This window comes from Novosphingobium sp. Sphag1I (genome assembly GCF_056279125.1).
In genome coordinates, this window is sequence record NZ_JBWBQS010000003.1 from 196589 (window position 1) to 213602 (window position 17014).

Annotated in this window: 17 protein-coding genes; 10 read left to right on the plus strand and 7 right to left on the minus strand. The window is 61.7% G+C overall.

Annotated features, from left to right (window positions below):
- Positions 1 to 86: 86 nt before the first annotated feature.
- Positions 87 to 569, minus strand: coding sequence for a preQ(1) synthase (gene queF / locus ACZ9HU_RS04475; RefSeq protein ID WP_476102765.1), 483 nt, complete (start codon positions 567 to 569; stop codon positions 87 to 89).
- A 247-nt stretch (positions 570 to 816) separates the two neighbouring features.
- Here queF and ACZ9HU_RS04480 point away from each other — a divergent pair, with 247 nt between their 5' ends.
- The 3 genes from ACZ9HU_RS04480 to metC all read left to right on the plus strand — a co-directional run bounded on the left by ACZ9HU_RS04480 (position 817) and on the right by metC (position 4595).
- Positions 817 to 2241 (plus strand): hypothetical protein, encoded by a 1425-nt coding sequence (locus ACZ9HU_RS04480; protein ID WP_476102767.1) that lies wholly within the window; start codon positions 817 to 819, stop codon positions 2239 to 2241.
- A gap of 140 nt (positions 2242 to 2381) precedes the next feature.
- A complete protein-coding gene (gene sseA, locus ACZ9HU_RS04485) occupies positions 2382 to 3245 on the plus strand; it encodes a 3-mercaptopyruvate sulfurtransferase (protein WP_476102769.1) in 864 nt (287 codons plus the stop codon).
- A 117-nt stretch (positions 3246 to 3362) separates the two neighbouring features.
- On the plus strand, positions 3363 to 4595 hold the full coding sequence (gene metC / locus ACZ9HU_RS04490; RefSeq protein ID WP_476102772.1) for a cystathionine beta-lyase: 1233 nt from the start codon (positions 3363 to 3365) through the stop codon (positions 4593 to 4595).
- A gap of 47 nt (positions 4596 to 4642) precedes the next feature.
- On the opposite strand, the gene ACZ9HU_RS04495 is transcribed toward metC, so the two are convergent.
- The 5 genes from ACZ9HU_RS04495 to ACZ9HU_RS04515 all read right to left on the minus strand — a co-directional run bounded on the left by ACZ9HU_RS04495 (position 4643) and on the right by ACZ9HU_RS04515 (position 9612).
- Positions 4643 to 6667, minus strand: a complete 2025-nt coding sequence (locus tag ACZ9HU_RS04495) for a response regulator (protein WP_476102774.1) — start codon at positions 6665 to 6667, stop codon at positions 4643 to 4645.
- An 18-nt stretch (positions 6668 to 6685) separates the two neighbouring features.
- The gene (locus tag ACZ9HU_RS04500; RefSeq protein WP_476102777.1) at positions 6686 to 7108 is read right to left on the minus strand and encodes a response regulator; all 423 of its coding nucleotides are present in this window, start codon (positions 7106 to 7108) and stop codon (positions 6686 to 6688) included.
- A complete protein-coding gene (locus ACZ9HU_RS04505) occupies positions 7101 to 8171 on the minus strand; it encodes a sensor histidine kinase (protein WP_476102779.1) in 1071 nt (356 codons plus the stop codon). Before ACZ9HU_RS04505 ends, ACZ9HU_RS04500 begins: the two co-directional genes overlap by 8 nt.
- 38 nt (positions 8172 to 8209) lie before the next feature.
- Positions 8210 to 8365 (minus strand): hypothetical protein, encoded by a 156-nt coding sequence (locus ACZ9HU_RS04510; RefSeq protein ID WP_476102781.1) that lies wholly within the window; start codon positions 8363 to 8365, stop codon positions 8210 to 8212.
- 182 nt (positions 8366 to 8547) lie between these two features.
- On the minus strand, positions 8548 to 9612 hold the full coding sequence (locus ACZ9HU_RS04515; protein WP_476102783.1) for an ATP-binding protein: 1065 nt from the start codon (positions 9610 to 9612) through the stop codon (positions 8548 to 8550).
- 213 nt (positions 9613 to 9825) lie between these two features.
- Here ACZ9HU_RS04515 and cobA point away from each other — a divergent pair, with 213 nt between their 5' ends.
- The 7 genes from cobA to ACZ9HU_RS04550 all read left to right on the plus strand — a co-directional run bounded on the left by cobA (position 9826) and on the right by ACZ9HU_RS04550 (position 15890).
- Positions 9826 to 10602, plus strand: a complete 777-nt coding sequence (gene cobA / locus ACZ9HU_RS04520) for a uroporphyrinogen-III C-methyltransferase (protein WP_476102786.1) — start codon at positions 9826 to 9828, stop codon at positions 10600 to 10602.
- Complete coding sequence (locus ACZ9HU_RS04525; protein WP_476102788.1) at positions 10599 to 10889, plus strand: DUF2849 domain-containing protein; 291 nt, start codon at positions 10599 to 10601, stop codon at positions 10887 to 10889. Before cobA ends, ACZ9HU_RS04525 begins: the two co-directional genes overlap by 4 nt.
- The gene (locus tag ACZ9HU_RS04530) at positions 10889 to 12544 is read left to right on the plus strand and encodes a nitrite/sulfite reductase (protein ID WP_476102790.1); all 1656 of its coding nucleotides are present in this window, start codon (positions 10889 to 10891) and stop codon (positions 12542 to 12544) included. Before ACZ9HU_RS04525 ends, ACZ9HU_RS04530 begins: the two co-directional genes overlap by 1 nt.
- On the plus strand, positions 12537 to 12974 hold the full coding sequence (locus ACZ9HU_RS04535; RefSeq protein WP_476102793.1) for a DUF934 domain-containing protein: 438 nt from the start codon (positions 12537 to 12539) through the stop codon (positions 12972 to 12974). Before ACZ9HU_RS04530 ends, ACZ9HU_RS04535 begins: the two co-directional genes overlap by 8 nt.
- 4 nt (positions 12975 to 12978) lie before the next feature.
- A complete protein-coding gene (locus ACZ9HU_RS04540; RefSeq protein ID WP_476102796.1) occupies positions 12979 to 13767 on the plus strand; it encodes a phosphoadenylyl-sulfate reductase in 789 nt (262 codons plus the stop codon).
- 63 nt (positions 13768 to 13830) lie between these two features.
- Positions 13831 to 14964, plus strand: a complete 1134-nt coding sequence (gene proB / locus ACZ9HU_RS04545) for a glutamate 5-kinase (RefSeq protein WP_476102799.1) — start codon at positions 13831 to 13833, stop codon at positions 14962 to 14964.
- Positions 14964 to 15890 (plus strand): NAD-dependent epimerase/dehydratase family protein, encoded by a 927-nt coding sequence (locus ACZ9HU_RS04550; RefSeq protein ID WP_476102801.1) that lies wholly within the window; start codon positions 14964 to 14966, stop codon positions 15888 to 15890. Before proB ends, ACZ9HU_RS04550 begins: the two co-directional genes overlap by 1 nt.
- Before the next feature lie 17 nt (positions 15891 to 15907).
- Here the strand turns inward: ACZ9HU_RS04550 and obgE are convergent, their stop codons facing one another.
- Entirely contained in the window at positions 15908 to 16984 is a 1077-nt protein-coding gene (obgE, locus tag ACZ9HU_RS04555; RefSeq protein WP_476102804.1) for a GTPase ObgE, read from the minus strand.
- Between the last annotated feature and the right edge of the window lie 30 nt (positions 16985 to 17014).

Sequence of the window (17014 nt, forward strand, 5' to 3'; positions counted from 1 at the left end):
CACGGGCCCGCCCTCCTGACATAAGGTTACACTAGAATGACAGCACGGGGCCGCAAGGGCAAATTGCCAAAACAATCCGGCCCAGATCAACCACGTCCGCGATAGGATGCGACGCCCTGATCGGGCACCCACAGACCTTCGGGCGCAGGGCCCGATTGCCAGAACACATCGATGGGGATGCCCCCGCGCGGATACCAGTAACCGCCGATGCGCAGCCATTTCGGACGCATTTCATCGAACAACTTTTGCCCGATACCCACGGTCACATCCTCGTGAAAACCGGCGTGGTTGCGGAACGAGCCGAGGAACAGTTTAAGCGACTTGCTCTCCACAATCGTTTGATCGGGAGCGTAATCGATGACGATATGGGCAAAGTCAGGCTGGCCGGTTACCGGGCACAGGGACGTGAATTCGGGCGCGGCAAAACGCGTCAGATACAGGCTGCCAACCCGCGGATTGGGCACATAATCCAGCACCGCCTCGTCCGGAGAAGCCGGAAGGCCGGTGTTCTGGCCAAGGAATTTGGGGGCAAGCGGCGCGCCGCCAGAAGAAGTGTCGGGATTGCTCATGCCCTCTCCCATGCCACCACCGCGCCTGCGAAACAAGCGTCGCGATGAGGTCAAAAAGCCCTGCCACGCCCCCCACCTCCATCGAACCGTCACCGCAAGATTAAGGAAAAACCACAACCAGATAGGTGCAAGTCACAACTAGGATTACCCCGCCCCCCGGTTTATTCCTGCGTCACGTTTAGGGAGTGATGCCCGCTCGATGCGCAAGGTTTTCGGAAAATTGGGTTTTGAAAGTACCGCGACAGCCATGCCGCTGCGCCGAAAGGTGGCGCCATGGTTGATAGGCGGCGCGCTGTTGTGCGCTTGGGCGCTGGACGTCGGCGCGGCACAGGCGCAGCAGGTCGAAAACGCGCCCACCGCATCAACATGGGTCAGCGCCAATGCGCAAGCCGATGCCGAAGCCAACGCCAGATTGCGCGCGCGCAAAGAACGCCGCGCCCAGTTGAAGCGCGAGCAGTCAGAAAAGGCAAAACAAACGCGCAAGGAGCGCGAGGACAAAAAGAAAAGCGTCAAGTCCGAACAAGCCCCCCCCACGGCCAAGAAGCAGGATGCGGCCCCCAAACCCGCCCCTCCGTCCTCGGCCCCGCCCACTGTATCGGCCAAGCCTGTCTTGATTGAGGCGACCACGCCCAAGCCGTTCCTGCCCCCGGCTCCCATAAAGAAGGCATCAGCCGAACCGTCTGATCCTTTGCTCGCGATGGGGGATGAATTGCTCTATCCGCTGGGCATGGGCCTGGTGCTCGCGGGGGGATTGGGCCTGCTGGGTTATACAATGCGCAAACGCCGTGATGCGGCCGCGCAAGGGGTGGGCCTATCCAACGATATGGCAGAACCGCCCACGCCTCATACACGCCCCGGGCCGGCCAAGGTCGGCCATGATGATCACGAGAGCGCCGATGTCATTGTCGAGTTGAGCGCCGCCCATGCGGGCGCCCTTGCCCCGGCGCGGGAAATTGCGCCCGATGAAATCCCCCTGCCCGCCCTGCGCGCCGCGCGGCCCCGGCATTTGCGCGGTGTTCATGCGGCCGCCCGCGCCACCGCCCAAGCCGCGCACCAGACAACCCTTTTGCCTGAGTCGGAAGAGGAACCAGAGCCCGTGCCACAATCGGACCATTCCGAACCGCCGACGGAACGCGGCGTTTTCAAACCTTCGGCGCTGTTCAGCCGGATTGATGAAGCCCCGCCGATCAGGCAAAGGCCGGTTGCCCCGCTCGACCCGCTGACCATCGGGTTCGAGGCCTTGCGGCTGACCATGACGCTGTCGCGGATCGAATTGCGTTTTCGCATCACTCTGCGCAATGACTGCCCCATTCCGCTGCACCAGATCCGCGTCGAGGCCTGTATGGGCACGACCGAGGGTGACATGCCCGAAACGCTTCAGGAACACAGGCTGGTCGGCCTGTTGCCCGGCGAAGAGGCAAGCATCAGCGAAGAATGGCGCGTTCCACTCAACAGCTTGCCGGTCTTGCGGCTTGGCACGATGCGGTTGCTGGTCGGTACGGCGCGCATTGCGGCTGTTCTGGAAGGTGATCCGATTGATCAGCCCAGCGAGATGACTTTCCTGATCGGTCTGCCCGAAGATGGGGGGCGGCTGGCGCCGATTCCCCTGGACGGCGTGGCCAGGGTCCACGACAATCTGGTGGTACAAAGCGTTTCAGCCGATCAGGATTAATGCAAGCCTTCGCACTTGCAATATAATACTTTAGGCCAGTACGGACTTCATCCCAGCGAATTTCGCGACAAAACTGTTTGCCTAGATCACATTTCAGGCTTACCCTTTTCGCTTTCGCAGCGAAGGAGGAGCGCGGGCGAATGGACAGCCTGGTGACAACACAATGGCTGGCTGATGATATGGCGGCATGCGATTTGCGTATCGTCGACGCCAGCAGCCACCTGCCCGACGCGGGTCGCAACGCGAGGGACGATTACGAAACCGGGCATATCCCCGGCGCCGTGTTCATGGATCTGGCCGATCTGGTCGATCCGGGGGCATCGGTGGAAAATACCTTGCCCAGCCCGGAGCGTTTCGCCAGCCGGATGCAGACGCTTGGCCTTGGTGATGGCAGCCGCATCGTGCTTTACGATGATTCGGCCATCCATTCGGCCGCGCGCGGCTGGTTCATGCTGAAATTGTTTGGGGCACAAAATGTCGCCATCCTCGATGGCGGTCTGGCCAAATGGCATGCCGAAGCGCGCAAGGTCGAAGAAGGCGACCGCCAATTGCGCCATCGCCACTATACCGCATGGCAATCGGCCGAAAAGCTGCGCGACAAGGTGGCCATTCTGGCCAATATCACATCGCGGGCCGAACAGGTTGTGGACGCACGCGGGGCCGCCCGTTTTCAGGGCAACGCCCCCGAACCGCGCCCCGGCATGGCCGCGGGGCACATTCCCGGCGCGTTCAACGTACCCTATACCCAGATGTACAAGGCCGACGGCACGTTCAAGGACGCCAAGGGCATCCGCGCCGCGTTTGAGGATGCGGGCGTCGACCTGTCACGCCCGATCATCGCCTCTTGCGGCAGCGGGATGACCGCCTGCGTGCTGATCTTTGCCCTCCACCTGATCGGCAAGGATGACGTGGCGCTGTATGACGGCAGCTGGGCCGAATGGGGCGCAGACCCCGCCCTGCCCAAGGAAACCGGCCCGGCACAGAACCATACGGCCAAGGTTTGAATTTTCACCGCGACCGGGGCTTGATGCTCTTGGTCGCGGCAAAATTCGGGAATAGACCTATACTTATTCCCACAAACACCCTTTGCGGATCGGCCAAAACGCGCCAAAGCAGCGCCCATGGCCAAGAATATCGACACATCCACCCTGCATAGCGACACCAACCTGACGCTGGCAGGCCGCCGTCCGGAATGGACAGGCATCGAAAATCACCCCTCCGCCGTGGTCACGCCCGCCGTGTGGCGCGCATCGACGCATCTTTATCCCGATATGGCGGCGTTGCGCGCGGGCCATGCGTATAATGAGGACGGGCGTTTCTATTACGGGCGTCGTGGCGCGCCGACGCAATGGGCGCTGGCCGAAGCACTGACCCAGATCGAACCGGGCGCGGCGGGCACAGTGCTATACCCCAGCGGGCTTGCCGCCATTGCGGGCGTGCTGCTGGCAGTACTGAAGCCGGGCGATGTGCTGTTGATGACCGATAATGCCTATGAACCCAGCCGCACGCTGGGCAATGGCATCCTCAAGACCATTGGCGTTGAAACCCGCTGGTTCGACCCCACTGATCTGGCCAGTTTCGAGGCGGCAATCTGTGATCGCACCGCCGCCGTCCTGCTGGAATGCCCCGGCAGTTTGACCATCGACGTTCAGGATGTGCCCGCCATTGCCGCCATTTGCCGCGACCGGGGCATCACCAGCATCATCGACAACACATGGGCCAGCCCGCTTGGCTTTGCCCCCCTGCCCCATGGCGTCGACATCACGCTGATGGCGTTGACCAAACATGCGGGCGGGCACAGCGACGTCATGATGGGCAGCGCCAGCGCCGGCCCGGAATGGTACGACCGCCTGCGCCGCCATGCCCAGCAATTGGGCACCGTGGTCAGCCCCGATGATGCCGCGCTGGTGCTGCGCGGCTTGCGCACACTGTCGATCCGGCTGGAGCGCGAAACGGCCAGCGCGCTGACCATCGCGCAATGGTTGGAACAGCGCAGCGAAGTGGCCAAAGTGCTTTGCCCGATGTTGCCCGGCGCGCCGGGGCATGATCTGTGGAAGCGGGATTTCACCGGCGGCTGCGGCCTGTTCAGCTTTGTCCTGCGCGGGGGATCGGGCGCGGCGCGGGACGCGTTGATCGATGCGCTCTCGCTTTTTGGCATTGGCTATTCATGGGGCGGGTTTGAAAGCCTTGCCACCCCGCTCGACCCGGCGCGCGTCCGCACGGCCAGCGCATGGCCGCTGTCGGGCATGGATGTCGAGGATAAATTCGGTGTGCGCCTGTCCATCGGGTTGGAAGATCCGCGCGATCTGATCGCCGATCTGGAACAGGCTTTGGCGGTCTGGGCCAGCGCCTGAACTATGGTTCGGGGGGCAAGGCCATCTCAACCTTGCCCCCCGAACGCCTATCCATTCTGTTGCAGGCGATAGGCATGAAGGCTGGCCGCAACCGCTTTTAGTTCCGCGTCCAGTTCAAGCAGCAGCGATTTGCCCGACGCCCCATCGTTACGCGCCAGCGCCGCCTCGGCCTTTTGCGCCATCAACCGCACGCGCTGCATGCCCAAAAGGCCGGCATTGCCCTTCATCCGATGCAACCGCTTCAACATCGCCGTGTTGGGCTCGTCCAGCGAGGCGATCGAGTCATTTTCGTCCAGAAACCGCTGCATCGAGTTGAGGAACAGTGTCTTGTTACCTGCCAGCCTTTCGCGGGCATCTTCAACATCAACGCCGTCGATCACCGGCCATTCATTGGCCGATTGGCCCGGCCCGTCCGCCGGTTTGGCCACTTCGAGTTCGACCAGCCCCACCACCACCTTCTGACGGATCGCCTCGATCAACGTCTTTGCGTCAAAGGGTTTGGTGATCATCCCATCCATTCGCCCCAGCGTCGCATCGCGATCATCGCAAGGCGCCGCCCCGGCGGTCAGCGCAATCACCGCCGGGCGTGACGTGCCAAGCGTCCATTCAATCTGTCGGAATGCCTCATACCCATCCATGACCGGCATTTGAATATCCATCAGGATAACGTCAAAGCCGCCCCTTTCGGCAATCACCTTTTCCACCGCGCGGGCGCCATTTTCCGCCGTGGTAACGATTGCACTTTCGAGTTCAAGAACATGGCGCGCGACTTCCAGATTAATTTCGCTGTCATCGACAATCAGCACACGCACCCCGCGCAAACGAGGCGCGCCAACCTCATCGCCCACATCGGCATATTGGACCAAATCGCCCTTGCCCAATTCGAACGGCAGATCGACCCAGAACCGGCTGCCCTTGCCCTGCTCGCTGGCCGCATCGATGTTGCCGCCCATCAACACCGCCAGATCGCGCGAAATCGCCAGCCCCAATCCGGTGCCGCCAAAGCGCCGCGTGGTCGATGTGTCGCCCTGTTCAAAGGGGTGGAACAGGCGAACAATCTGTTGCGGATCAATGCCGATGCCGGTGTCGTCCACCTGAAAGCGCAGATGCGCCATCTCGTCATTGCCGTGCATCTTGCTGACCGTCAGGGCCACCTGTCCGCTTTCGGTGAATTTGATGGCATTGGTGACAAGGTTCAGCAGGATCTGATGCAGGCGCCCACCATCACCCACCAGCAAATCGGGCAGGTTCGTGGACCGCTTGAGCGCAAATTTCAGCTTTCGCGTGCCGATCTGTACCAGCGCCAGCCCTTCGATGCTGCGCAGGACCTCATCCAAACTGAAGGTTGCGATATTCAGATCGATCTGGTTCGCCTCGATCTTGGAAATGTCCAGCACATCATTGACGATACCCAGCAGAGCGCGGCTGGCCGCCTTGATTTTGCCCAACAGGTCGGACTGCTGCGGGTCCAGCTTCGTCCGCTCCAGCAGATAGCCCAGCCCGATGATGGCGTTGAGCGGTGTGCGGATTTCATGGCTCATATTGGCCACAAACATGCTTTTGGCACGATTGGCCGATTGCGCCTCGTCCAGCGCGCGTTGCAGCGAACGCTCATGTTCGTCCCGCAGCGCCTCGGTCGCCAGACGCAACCGTTCATCGGCCAACCGCGTGGCATGTTCCAGTTCGGCCCGCCGGATCGCGCTGGTGATGACTTCGCGCAGGCGGTCCGGGCTGACGCTGGATTTGGCGACATAGTCCGACACGCCGCGCCGCATGGAATCGGCCAACACCTCTTCGGCATCGCGCAAAGTGACCAGAATGACCGGGCACGGCTCTTCCCTGTGCGCATGGACATCGGGGATGAGGTCCGTCCCCAATTCACCGCCCAGATGATAGTCGAGCAGCACGCAGTCGAACTGATGCTTGCGCAATTGCTGCCGCGCCGCGCTCAGGCTGTTCGCTTCGGCAATGGTGGAAAACATGCCCATCCGGTCGAGCGCGCGAATGAACACTTCGCGATCAACATCGTCATCATCGACCAGAAGGATGGATTGCGGGGTAATTTCGGTCATGACCGATCACCATCTCCGTCAGAGCGGCAGCCGGACCGACTGCGCATAATCATGCAACAACGTGGTCAGGCGCACCATTTGCGGACCAATGGCCGATTTGATCATGTAGCCCGCCACTTGATCTTTATACGCACGGGTCCGGTCGGCATCGGAATCTGATGTCGAGAGCACAAATATGACCGAGCTTGCCAAACTTGGGTCGGACCGCACCAATTCCAGAAATTCAAACCCGTTCATCCGGGGCATGTTGAGGTCGAGCAAAGTGATATAGGGCCGGTCCAGTTTCTTGGGCGATTTCCCGCGCAGGATGTCCAGCCCTTCCTGCCCATCGGCGGCCTCAACCACCTGAAACTGGCCGCCAATCTTGCGCAATGAACGTCGCACCGTTTCGGCCGTCACGTCGTCATCATCCACCACAAGAATATTGACGATCTCAGTCATCAAGGTCACTCCGGGCAAAGCGCGGCCAATAGATGCGGAAATGACAGCCGCGCCGTCCATCATCACTCATCAGTTCGATATTGCCACCGTGGGCCTCAACCAACCGTTTCGACACGGCCAGGCCCAAGCCGGAATTGCCGCGCCCGGCGCTCGACACGGTCTGGAACAGGCGAAAGGCCCGCTTCTGCGCCGCTTCGGCAATGCCCGGACCGTCATCGCGTACATCGATCACGCACATATTGCCTTCGGCGCGACAACGGATCTGGATATTCTTTTCATCCTTGTCGTGATGCTTGATCGCATTGGACACCAGATTGCGCAGCACCGTTGTGATCGGCACACGCACGCCGTCAAAACTTTCGCAATCGACATCAACCTCGATATGCACACCTTCGCCGGTGGCCTCCATGTCGATCACTTCCTGCACAATCGCATTCAGGTCGATCGGCTCTGTCTTGATCGTGCGGCGCCCCGCGCGGGCATAGGTCAAAAGGTCGTCGATCAACCTTTCCATCGCCGCCACGCGGTCGGCCATCCGGCCCAGATTTCGGCGCACCTCCGGCGGGGCGAGTTCGCCATAATCTTCCTCGATAAATTCGATCAGATTGGCGATGCCGCGCAGCGGACTGCGCAAATCATGCGAGGCGACATGGGTGAATTCCTCAAGCTGAATATTGGCCTCACGCAGGCGCAGTTCAGCGCGCTTGCGGGTGGTGATGTCAATGACCAACGCACAGGTCAGCCGACCTTGCGGCGTGTCGACATAGGTCAGCGCGATTTCCACCGGGACTTCCATCCCATCACGCCGCCGACCGGCCAGATCACGCCCCAGCCCCATTGGGCGGACCTCAGGCTCTTTAATAAATCCATCGCGCAGCGCCACATGATGGGCACGATCACGGTGCGGCAACAGGATCTCGATGGGCTGGCCGATCAACTCTTTTGCGCTGTAATCAAAAATTTTTTCCAGCCGCTCATTCACTTCGACAATCCGGCCCTTGTCATTCAGCAGGATCAGGCCGCAAGGCGACGAGGCAAACAGCGCACGAAAGGCGCTATCCATATCTGACGCCTGAAAGTCCACGGCCGTAGGTTCTCCAATCATAGTATAAACGCCTCCGCATGATCAGAAGCGGGGAGCCAATCATGGCCCACCATCACGCTCGCGCCAGAACCGTCTATTTTCGCCGCCAATCCGGCAACAGGAAAGAATTCAATCACCACGCCATCGCAAAAAGAACTTTTGAACGCCTTCATCCCCAGTTCGCCCCTCTGTAGTTTTTTATTTTTACCAATCGGCGCAAATAACCTCCTTCATGGCGGTCACTTTGTTCCTATGCGATGGACTTTATATTAATGGCCGATAAGTATTGGCGTCAAACCGTGGATTAACCCAAGTCGTACCAGTAATGCTCCGTTCCGGTTCTATTCAAACCGTCTCAGGCCGCCTCGTCCTGGGCCGAGGCCGACTTTAACGTGACGGTAAAGGTACTGCCCACGCCGGGGGTGGATTCGCAGCGGATTTCGCCATCCATCGCCGCCACCGCCTTGCGCGCCAGCGTCAGGCCAAGGCCCGATCCTTCATATTCGGTGCGATTGTGCAAACGAGTCAGCGGCTTGAACACGTGTTCCAGATATTGCTTTTCTATACCGATGCCATTGTCGGTGATCTTGGCCATGGCGGTATCGCCATTCTGTGTCACGACAATATCGACCGTCGGCTCTTCGCTCTTATTATACTTGATCCCATTCGTGATCAGATTTTGCAGAACCTGTGAAAGAAAGGAGGCGTTAACCACCACGAGAGCGTCACCCCGGAAATTCACTTTTGCATTCTTTGTGGTGATAAATTCCTGCAAAGACGCAATCGTTTCCTTAAGGATTTCGGAGAAGACGCAGACCTTCAATTCGGGCGCCTGCTGCAACAACGTATATTGCACCATCACATCGACCAGCGAGTCGAGGCGCCGCGCCGCATCATTCATGAATTTCAGCATCTGGGGCAGGCGCTCGCTCTTATTGCGCCGCGTTTCCTGACCGATCATGTCGGAAAAGGTTATGATCTGTCGCACCGGCTGTTTGAAATCATGAGCCAGCGCAAAGCCAAAAGCTTCGATTTCTACGCGTTGATCGTTGATGGTTTTCAACCGCCCGTTCAATTCAATCGCCGTATTGATCGCCCGGCGCAACGCCACGGGCGACATACGGTTTTTCGGGAAATAATCGGTCGCCCCGCTTTTCAACGTTTCGGCGGCCAGCAATTCGTCCCCCGCCCCGGTGCATAGGATGATGGGCAGGAACGGATATTGTTCCCGCAAATGCCGCACCAGCGTCAGCCCGTCCATGTCGGGCATTTCATAATCGACCAGCACGCAATCGACCGGCTGTTCACGGCAAATGGTCAACGCTTCCCGACCGCAGTTGGCCGTGATGGTGCGCGAATTGGGCTTGGCTGCGGCGATAATTCCGCTGACCAATGCTTGCGACAGAATGTCATCATCCACGATCAAAATCAGGTGATGCTTCAAATCCGCCTCCGCAGTCTGTCTTTATTGTCAAAGCATGACAAACCAGCGTTAATTCCATTTAAGGATTGTCCTACGCATTCACCGGGATGGCCAGCGAAACCGCCTCGCTTTCGGGGCAAAAGTTTCGCTACCCCCGGCCAAAGCCATTCTGCCTTTCAACCTTGCGCGGACAGGATCATGGGGGCAATCATGAATCGAACCACCTCTCATGGCCCCTATGGCAAGGTATGGCTTGTCGGCGCCGGTCCGGGCGATCCCGACCTGTTGACCTTGCGGGCGGCGCGGCTGATCATGTCGGCGCGGTTGATCGTGCATGACGGTCTGGTCGATCCGCGCATTCTGGCCATGGCGCCCTCGACGGCCCGCCTGATCAGCGTGGCCAAGCGCCGCAGCCGCCATTCGATGCCGCAGGATGACATCAACGCCCTGCTGGTGCGCGAGGCTCTGGCGGGCGGTGACGTGCTGCGTTTGAAGGGCGGCGACCCGTTCATTTTCGGCCGCGGCGGCGAAGAGGCAGAAGCCTGCGAAGCCGCAGGTGTCCCGGTTGAGGTCGTGCCCGGCATTTCGGCGGCGGTCGGCGCAGGCGCGGCCGCGCTGCTGCCCCTCACCCACCGCGATGCGGCCAGCGTGGTCAGCTTCGTTTCGGGCCAATGCAAGGGCCTGACCGATCAGAACTGGGCGGGCCTTGCAGGGGTCGGACGCACGCTGGTCATTTATATGGGTCTGGCCACCGCGGCCCAGATTGCCGAAAAACTGATTGCCGACGGGCTTTCCCCGGAAACCCCGCTGGCCGTGGTTGAAAATGCCACGCGCCCCGATATGCGCGTGCTGCGCTCTCCCTTGGCCGCTCTGGCCAATCTGGTCGAGCGTGAGAGGGTGCAAAGCCCTGCCCTTATCATCATCGGCGCGGTCACAGCCCGCGCTTCATCCCAACTGCGCGATCTGGCGCTGGAGGCTTTAAAGTGAAGATTATCACGGGCAATGACCTGAAATCCGGGGCGGTGACCTGGTGGAATGGGGCGGCATGGTCGCTTCATGTCAACGATGCGGTGGATGTGGGCGAAGAAGCCGCCACCGTGATCGCCGCCGAAGAAGCCGCCCGCCGCGTCAATGGCGCCTATGTCATCGATGCGGAACAGAGTGCCGACGGCATCCGCCCCGCGCATATCAAGGAACGCATCCGTGCCTTGGGCCCGACGGTCCGCCTTGATCTGTCTCTCGACCCCACTGCAACCCCATCCAAGGTGCTCTGATGTATCTTTACGACCATTATGATCAGGCGATGGTGGATGCCCGCGTCGCCGAATTCCGCGACCAGACCCGCCGCCGCATCGAAGGCACGCTGTCGGAAGAAAAGTTCCGCCCGCTGCGCCTGCAAAACGGCCTCTATCTCCAGCTTCACGCCTATATGCTGCGCGTGGCGGTGCCCTATGGCACGCTCTCGGGCGCACAGATGAAGATGCTGGGCGATATCGCGGACAAGTATGACCGCGGCTATGGCCACTTCACCACGCGCCAGAACATCCAGTACAACTGGATCAAGTTGGAAGACACGCCCGACATTCTGGCCGATCTGGCCAGCGTCGAAATGCACGCGATCCAGACATCGGGCAATTGCATCCGCAACATCAGCGCCGACCAGTATGCAGGGGCGGCGGCTGACGAACTGATCGATCCGCGCCCCTATGCCGAACTGCTGCGCCAGTGGTCGTCGTTCCACCCGGAATTTCTTGCTTTGCCGCGCAAGTTCAAGATCTGCGTGATTGCGTCCGACACCGACCGTGCGGCCATGCGCCTGCACGACATCGGCATCCAGATCGTTCGCAACGAAGCGGGCGAAATCGGCGCCGCGTTCTACGTGGGCGGCGGCATGGGCCGCACCCCCTTCATCGCGCCGCTGGTCAAGGCCTTCGTGCCGCTGGACGAGTTGATCACCTATTCCGAGGCGTGCCTGCGCGTTTACAACCGCTATGGCCGCCGCGACAACAAGTATAAGGCGCGCATCAAGATCCTCGTCCACGAACTGGGCGTTGAGGAATATCGCCGTCAGGTCGAGGAAGAGTTCGCCCATCTCAAGACGCTGGCGATTGAACCGCCGCTGGCCGAATTGGAGCGCATCAAGACCTTCTTTGCCGATCCGGCCTATGAAGCGGGCCTGTCGGATGATCTCGACCTGTCGAACCCGGCGTTTGCCGCATGGGTGCGCAACAACACCGCCACGCACAAGACGCCGGGCTATGCCATCGTCAACATCAGCCTCAAGCCGATCAAGGTGCTGGCCGATGGGACCAAGGAAGCGGGCATTCCGGGCGACGCCACTGGCGGACAGATCCGCGTGATGGCCGACCTTGCCAAGACCTACAGCTTTGACGAGCTGCGCGTCACCCACACCCAGAACATCGTCCTGCCCCATGTGCGCAAGGCCGACCTGTTCACGGTCTGGGAAAAGCTGGTCGCCGCAGACCTTGCAGAGGCCAATCTCGACAAGATCACCGACATCATCGCCTGCCCCGGCCTTGATTACTGCACACTGGCCAATGCCCGCTCGATCCCTGTTGCGCAGAAGATCGCCGAGCGTATGGCCGACAAGGCCGAGGAAATCGGTGAGCTCAAGCTCAAGATTTCCGGCTGCATCAACGCCTGCGGCCACCACCACGCGGGCCACATCGGCATTCTGGGCGTCGACCGCAAGGGGCTGGAAAATTACCAGCTCCTGCTCGGCGGCTGCGAAGGCGCGGACACCTCGCTTGGCAAGATCGTCGGCCCCGGCTTTGACGAAGACGGCATCGTGGGCGCGGTCGAAAAGGCAACGCAAGTCTATCTGGCCAACAAGGAAGGCGAGGAACGCTTCCTCGACACCTATCGCCGCATCGGCATGAACCCGTTCAAGGAAGCGATCTATGGCTGACGTCCAGTTCCTGTTCCGCGAAGGTGAAGAGGCCGTTTCGGCCCCCACTGTCGCTCTCTCGGCCTTTGCCGAAGACACCAATGCCACCGCCGTGGTGATCCAGCCGGGCGAGGACGCGCGCGCGCTGATCCCCCATCTCGATCGCCTTTCGCTGGTTGAAGTGACCTTCCCGGCCTTCACCGACGGTCGCGGCTTCTCCTCGGCCCGCATCCTGCGTGAAGCCGGCTATACGGGCGAATTGCGTGCCAGCGGCGACATTGGCGTCGATATGCTCAGCCACCTGCACCGCTGCGGTTTCGACGCGATTGCGCCGAACCATCCGCTCGACCTCAAGGAAGCCGACACCGCGCTCAAGACCTGGCCCCAGGTCTATCAGGCGACGGTGATCGATGGCCGCAAGCCCATCTGGGCCCTGCGGCACGGGCTGTAAGGCGATGGCCTCCCGCCCGGTCGACCGCATCGACACCTCGGCCCGTTTCACGGCCGAGGATGTCGCCGCGCTCAACGCCCGCTATGCCGATGCCAGCACGCAAGAGGTGCTGCGCGCGGTGCTGGTCGAAGGCGTCGCCGGGCGCGTGGCGCTGGTGTCCAGCTTTGGCGCGGAAAGCGCTGTGCTGCTGCATCTGGTGTCGGGCATTGCGCCTGACGCCCCGGTGCTTTTCCTCGAAACCGGCAAGCATTTTCCAGAAACGCTGGCCTATCGTGACACGTTGATCGCGCATCTGGGGCTGACGGGCGTCATCAACCTGACGCCCGACGCCGAGGTGCTGGCCAAGAAGGACGATGCGGGTCTGCGCTGGTCCTATGACCCGGATGGCTGCTGCGAAATCCGCAAGGTCATCCCGCTGGCCAAGGCGCTGGCCGGGTTTGACGCCTCGGTGACGGGGCGCAAGGGTTTTCAGGCCGCCACCCGCGCTGGCCTGCCGATCTTTGAACTCGACACCACCGATGCGGCGGGCCGGCTCAAGGTCAACCCGTTGATCGATTGGGATGCGGCGCGTCTGTCGGCCTATATGGACGAACATGATTTGCCCCGCCATCCGCTGGTGGCGCAGGGTTATCCGTCCATTGGCTGCATGCCCTGCACCAGCAAGGTTGCGCCGGGTGAAGATCCGCGTTCGGGCCGCTGGCGCGGTTGGGACAAGACCGAATGCGGCATCCATGTCGATGGCGCGGCCAGCAATATTTCCGATCTGCCGCCGGGGTATGAACCGGCGTTTTAACCGGACCAATAGCGGGCGGCGGGGCCTTGTTCCCCCGCCCGCTTTGCCCTATCCGCTGGCGCCATGTCTGTCATATCCCAGCTCTCCGACCTTGCCGATCCCGCGCTCACGCCCCGCCTTGTGCTCAAGGTGGGATCATCGCTGTTGGTGGATGGCGCGGGGGCGCGTCGCGAATGGCTGACCGCACTGGTCACCGAAATTGCCGCGGCCAAGGCGCGGGGGCAGGATGTGATCGTGGTGTCGTCCGGCGCGATTGCACTGGGCGCGCGGCGTCTGGGGCTGGAAAAGGGCGGGCGCGGGTCTTTGGCCGATGCGCAGGCCGCCGCCGCCGTGGGCCAGATCGCGCTGTCGGGCCTGTGGGCCGAACTGCTGGGCGCGCATGGTCTGACGGCGGCGCAATTGCTGCTGACGCTGGAGGATCTGGAGGATCGGCGGCGCTATCTGAACGCCACGGCGACGCTTACCCGCCTGCTGGATGCGGGCGCGGTGCCGGTGATCAATGAAAACGATTCGGTCGCCACCCAGGAAATCCGTTTTGGCGACAATGATCGCCTGGCCGCCCGCGTAGCACAGGCCGCGCGCGCCGATGCGGTGCTGCTGCTCTCGGACATTGACGGCCTTTACGACCGCCACCCGCGCGAACCGGGCGCACAATTGCTCCCGCTGGTCAAAGGCATCACCCCCGAAATCCGCGCCATGGCCAGCCCCGTTTCGGGCAGCGGCATGGGGTCGGGCGGCATGATTTCCAAGCTTCAGGCCGTAGAAATTGCCGAAATGGCGGGCATCGCGCTGGTCATCGGCAATGGCACGGTGGAAAGCCCACTGCGCCGGATCATGGAACAGGGCGTGGGCACGCTCTTCCTGCCCCGCTCGCGCAAGCCTGCGCGCAAGGCGTGGCTGGGCGGACGGCTGCGGCTCAAGGGCTCGCTGTCGGTCGATGCCGGGGCGGTCAAGGCCCTACGCGGCGGAGCCAGCCTGCTGGCCGCCGGGATCACGGCGGTTGAGGGGCAATTCGGCCGCGGCGATGCCGTGGCCATCCGCGATGCCGACGGCGCGGTGCTGGCCCATGGACTGGTCGAATATGAAGCCGCCGAATGCGCCGTGCTCAAAGGGCACCAATCGGCCGATCATGCGGAAATTCTGGGCTATGCGCCCCGCCCCGCCGTGGTCCACCGCGATCAATTGGTGATGGTCTGATGGTGCGCAAGGATCGGCCTCTGGTCGCGCTGACCGGAGGCACGGGCTTTGTGGGCCAGATGGTCATCGAGGTCGCCCAATCACGCGGCATCACTGTCAAGGCGCTGGCCCGCCGCGCGCAGGCCGCAAGGGACCATGTTGCGTGGGTGGCGGGCGATCTGTCCACACGCAGCGCGCTGGACGATCTGATGGCCGGGACCGAGGCGGTGATCCATGTCGCGGGACTGGTCAACACGACCGACCCGGACGAATTCGAACGCGCCAATGTGCTGGGCACGATGAACATGATCGAGGCCGCGCGCGCCGCTGGTGTGCCGCGCTTTATCTTCGTCTCCTCGCTTTCGGCGCGTGAACCCGAACTGTCGGCCTATGGGGCCAGCAAGGCGCGGGCCGAAATGCTGGTCAAGGCCAGTGGTCTGGATTGGACGATCATTCGTCCGCCCGCCGTCTATGGCCCGCGTGACGCGGAAATGTTCGAATTGTTCCGCGCGGCCAAATGGGGCGTGGTGCCTGTACCCGCCGGTGGCCGCGCCAGCATGATCCATGTCGAGGATCTGGCGCGGCTGTTGTTGGCGTTGATTCCGGGCGGGCCGGCGATCAACGGCCACGTGTTCGAACCCGATGACGGCGTACCCGAAGGTTGGGCCAATGAAGACATGGCCCGCGCCATTGGCGCCGCGTTGGGCAAACGTCCGTGGGTGATCGGCCTAAAGCCGGCTTTCCTGCGTTTGGGGGCCAAAATTGACGGGATGCTGCGCGGGGCAAAGGCCAAGCTGACGCCTGATCGCGTAGGCTATATGACCCACCCCGATTGGGTGGTCAGCCCGGCCGCCGCTCCGCCCCGCGACATCTGGCGGCCGCTGATTGAAACGCGCGGCGGCCTGACGGGTACGGCCGAATGGTATCGCCGTGAGGGCTGGCTCTAGGGCCAGCCCCATCGGGTTCAGCCCAAGGGTGACCAGGGCGTGTCGTCGGTTTCTTCACGTTCGCCCACCGGGCGTTCGGTGATCGTTGCCGCGGGCAGATAGGAAATCACGGCGTCCAACAACTGGCCGATGCCGGCCCCGCTGGCGCCCGAAATCGCGAAGACTTCGTCCGCGCCCGCGTCCAGCAATTCCTCACGATAGGCCGCAACCAGTTCGTCATCGGCCTGATCGATCTTGTTCAGCACGACCAGACGTGCCTTTTCATCAAGGCCCGCGCCATAGGCTTCGAGTTCTTCCTCGATGATCTGCATAGCCTCTGCCGGTTCCACCGGCGTACCGTCCTTATGAACGCCTGCAATGTCGATCAGATGGATCAGAACGCGGCAACGTTCGATATGACCAAGGAAACGGTCGCCAATACCGGCCCCTTCGGCCGCGCCCGCGATCAGGCCGGGAATGTCGGCCAGCACGAATTCACGGTTCTTGTGCCGAACAACGCCCAATTGCGGACGCAGCGTGGTGAACGCATAGGCGCCCACCTTGGCCTTGGTATTCGACACCGCGTTGATAAAGGTCGATTTGCCCGCATTGGGCAGACCCAGCAAACCCACATCGGCCAGCAGCTTGAGCCGCAGCCAGACATACATTTCCTCGCCCGGCCAACCCGGACCATGTTGACGCGGCGCACGGTTGGTCGATGACTTGTACGAAGCATTGCCCCGTCCACCGTCACCGCCGCGCAGGAACACCTCGCGCTGGCCCGCCTCGGTCATGTCGAGCAGCACGGTTTCGCGGTCGTCATCAAGGATCTGGGTACCCACCGGCACCTTGATCACCAGATCCTGTCCACCCGCGCCGGTACGGTTTTTGCCCGCGCCGCCGCCGCCGCGCGGGGCCTTGAAATGCTGGGTATAGCGAAAGTCGATCAGCGTATTGAGACCCGCCACCGCTTCGAAAATGATATCGCCGCCTTTGCCGCCATCGCCACCATCGGGGCCGCCATATTCAACATATTTCTCGCGGCGAAAGCTGACCGCACCGGGGCCGCCGCTGCCAGAGCGGATATAGATCTTGGCTTGGTCGAGAAAATGCATGGCTAAAATCCGGCGTAAAAACGTATGAAA